Consider the following 3,449-nt stretch of genomic DNA (forward strand, 5'->3'; position numbering starts at 1 on the left):
GCAGCCCCGCCGACATGCGCGCTGCCTGGCAGCAGGAGACTTTCAGGCGCGCCGCGTAAGCCAACCTATTGTCCAGAGAGCCGGGTGCGGTACATCCAGAGAAGGAGATGCTCGGGCAAGCAAGCTGGAACGGCGGCATCGTCGCTGCCAACAGCCGGTTAACACTTGTACGCTATGGCGACTTCGTTGTGAGCTGGCGCACTCGCCTCGCTGTGATGGTAGAGGGGTGCTTCGGATCTCCGCCGAGGAAACAAAGACCGACATGAGCACGAGCATCTACGAGGACCAGGAAGCCCAGGCCAGCCGGGCCAGGCAGGCGGCAGATCCAGATCCGGAGGTGGGCGGCATTGCTGTCGACCGCCTGCAGTCAATTATCGAGCGGATCGAGCGGTTGGAAGAGGAGCGCAAAGCTCTTGCCAACGACATCAAGGACATTTTCGCCGAGGCAAAGTCAGCGGGCTTCGATATCAAGGTGGTCCGTCAGCTTATCTCACTTCGCAGGAAGGAGCCGGCCGAGGTGGAGGAGCAGGAAACACTGCTAGACCTCTACAAGCGCGCGCTTGGAATGTGATGGCTGGGACAGGGTCCAGCAGATTTTTTGCACCGGTCGCCCGCGTGAGAGCCGGTTTCGGGACGGACACGGGTAGACTTGTGATGGGGGGAACGGCGGCGGTCCGCAGCGTTCGCGGTGTGTCTGACATTCTTCGCGGCGGCCGATGCGGACCCCTGCCGCCCGGGCCGAGCTTGCACGCCCGTCCCAGCCCCGTGCAACGTGCCTGACCGACGCCAAGTGGCACATCCCGCAGGCGTTCCTGCCCGGTCCGGCGCGCTGCGGACGACCGCGACGATGGTCGAGGCGCGCCTTGCTGACGGCGTGGTCTACGTCTGGCGGACCGGCTGCGCCGTGCGACCTCTGCCACGCGACTTCCCGCCCCGCGCTCCCAAACCGAGTCCTGGTCGGACGTACGGGGGCTCGGCACGGGGGATTCGCAGACCTCGGCTGAGACCTCACAACCGCCGCGCCTGAGGCGTTGAGGCGACGGCAGGACCGAGGCAATTAGCATCATCGTCTATGTGCTGCTTGCCAATCTCCGCGACCGGGGCGGAAGACGTTGGTGGCACCAGTGACGAAGGGTCGCGACCCTGAAGTGCAACGTGCGCCGACCCGGCGCCGGTGAAGGCGTTGGCTCGGGCGTCCCGGTACCAGTGGTCGTTCGACAAGGGGCGGACGCTTCGCTCAGCCAAACGCGTCGCCGACATCAATCCTGGTCGGAAATATGGCGACCAGCGGCGTCTTGGGCCCGACCAGAGTGCCGCCCTACCTCAATGCACTGCGAAGGCGAGGGGTTAGCACAGGACCGGCAGGCTGTGATGGTTCCTGCCGGTAACGCGTAGCACCATTTACGCCGCCCGCACGCCTTGTAGGAAGCTGCGGATCTCGACGGTCATACCCTCTGCTTGGCGCGAGACATCGGTGGCGGCGGCGAGCACATCGGCCGCCCCTTGGCCGGTCTGAGTCGTGTCGCGGCCAACCTCGCTGATGCGGTTCGTCACCTCGGTGGTGCCGGCGGCCGCTTGCTGAACATTGCGAGCGATCTCTTGAGTTGCAGCGCCTTGCTGCTGGACAGAGGCAGCAATGGCGGCAGCAATGGTGCTCACAGAGTCGATCGTCCCAGCGATCCCGCCGATGGCACTGACAGTGCTTTGGGTGGCCACCTGGATCTGATCGACTTGGGCGGCAATCTCCTGCGTCGCCTGAGCGGTCTGGTTAGCCAGGGTCTTTACCTCAGAAGCCACCACCGCGAAGCCCTTGCCAGCCTCGCCGGCACGAGCTGCCTCGATAGTGGCATTCAATGCGAGCAAATTAGTTTGGCCAGCGATGTCGCTGATTAGCTTGACCACCTCGCCGATCCGCTGAGCGGCCTCGGCCAAGGTTCGAACGGTCGCGTCAGTGCGCTTGGTTTCGGCAACGGCCTGGTTGGTCATCTCTGTGGATTGCGAGACCTGGCGGGTAATCTCGGAGACCGAGGCGGAGAGTTCCTCGGCGGCGGCGGCGACGGTCTGCACATTGGCATTAGCCTCGCCCGCGGCATTAGCCACGGCATTGGCGCGGGAGGCGGTGCGGTCGGCCGCGGCGGTCATGCCCTCGGCTGTCGTGCCCAGTTTGGTGGCCGCGGACGCCAAGGTCTGGATCATCTCGCCAGCCCGGTTCTCGAAACTGTTGGTCAGGGCGAACAGGCGCGCAGCATGCTCGGCCTTGGCCGCTTGCTCTACGGCCTGGGCGGCGGCCTGGGCATCGGCCGCCTGCAGCCCGTCGCGGCAGATGCTGATGGCGCGCGCCATGCTGCCCAGTTCGTCCTGGCGATCTTTGGCAATGACCACCGCGTCATAGCGGCGTTCCGCCAGAGCCGTCAGGGACTCCGACAACTGCTGCAGCAGGTTGCGGATGGTCCGCAATACGGCACGGTTCAGCACCGCAACCAACGCTAAGATGGCAAGGGCGGCACCAGCAAAGGTGAGCAGGCTCGCCCGCGCCGTTACAAGTCGGGCATTGGCTTCGGCGGTCAGGCTGCGGCTGGACTCAGCGACTAACTCGTCGACGAAGCGGATACGCGCCGCATTCTCGCTGTTCCAACGCTGCAGCAAGCCCGGCTCCGGCTTGCGCCCTTCGGCAATCGCCAGAACCTCCTGCCGCATACGCTCGAGGCTTTGGGTCTCGGGACCGGTGCGATAGGACTGCCATTTCTCAGCGATAGTGGGGGGGGCAATATTGCGCACTTGGTCACCGAAGCTGCGCAACTCGTGGGAACCCTCCAAAAAGCTGGCGAGGGCGGCGACTGACAGGGCGCCGTCGCGCAGCGCTTGGCCGCCCACCGAATTCTCTCCCGAAACTCCTTTGGAAACCAGCAAAACCGCCTGGAAGGCGAAGGCCCGCTGTTTGATGACTGGGTCGTCGGTCAGCGCCGCCAGCCGGGCGACAAGTTCATAGCCGCGCGCGAGAATCGGTCGGATCAGGCGGACCGAATCGGCGACGACCACGCTGCGCGCTTCGGTCTTCTCGCGGAATGCCCCGAGCCCCTCAACGTGCTTCAGCATGAAGTCGATGGCTTCCCGGGCGACCGGATCGGCCAGCGGCGCCGCCGCAACCGCCCCGCGGAAGTCCTGCAGGTTGCGATCGGTCACTGCCCGCTCGGCCAGCATACGGGTCCGATCCTCAGCCGCGCCGCTGCTGGCATAAGCCCGCGAGGCACGCCCTTCGCTCGCCAGCATATAGGCAAAGCGTGCTCCGGCGCTGACGAGTTGCTCCAGCTCAACCACTCGACTTGCGGCCCGCCAAGCCGACAGGCTGTTGGCCGCTAGTGCACTGACCCAGACGGAGGATTCACAGCGGGCCGCTGCGGTGGAATTCTCCGGCTATGGCCCAGACCGTCAGTGTCATCGTTGGATCG

At 65.2% G+C, this 3,449-nt stretch carries 2 protein-coding genes and 1 pseudogene; 2 read left to right on the plus strand and 1 reads right to left on the minus strand.

The annotated features are described in order from the left end of the window. Window positions 1-262 precede the first annotated feature (262 nt). Window positions 263-571, plus strand: coding sequence for a DUF2312 domain-containing protein (locus EP26_RS30150; protein WP_043345033.1), 309 nt, complete (start codon window positions 263-265; stop codon window positions 569-571). Between the two features lie 145 nt (window positions 572-716). Continuing rightward, a pseudogene (locus EP26_RS37930) lies at window positions 717-934 on the plus strand (transposase); the annotation flags it as partial. A gap of 467 nt (window positions 935-1,401) precedes the next feature. Here the strand turns inward: EP26_RS37930 and EP26_RS32755 are convergent. Then, window positions 1,402-3,318, minus strand: coding sequence for a methyl-accepting chemotaxis protein (locus EP26_RS32755; protein ID WP_052389882.1), 1,917 nt, complete (start codon window positions 3,316-3,318; stop codon window positions 1,402-1,404). Window positions 3,319-3,449 lie beyond the last annotated feature (131 nt).

The organism is Belnapia moabensis DSM 16746 (genome assembly GCF_000745835.1).
Taxonomy (GTDB): domain Bacteria; phylum Pseudomonadota; class Alphaproteobacteria; order Acetobacterales; family Acetobacteraceae; genus Belnapia; species Belnapia moabensis.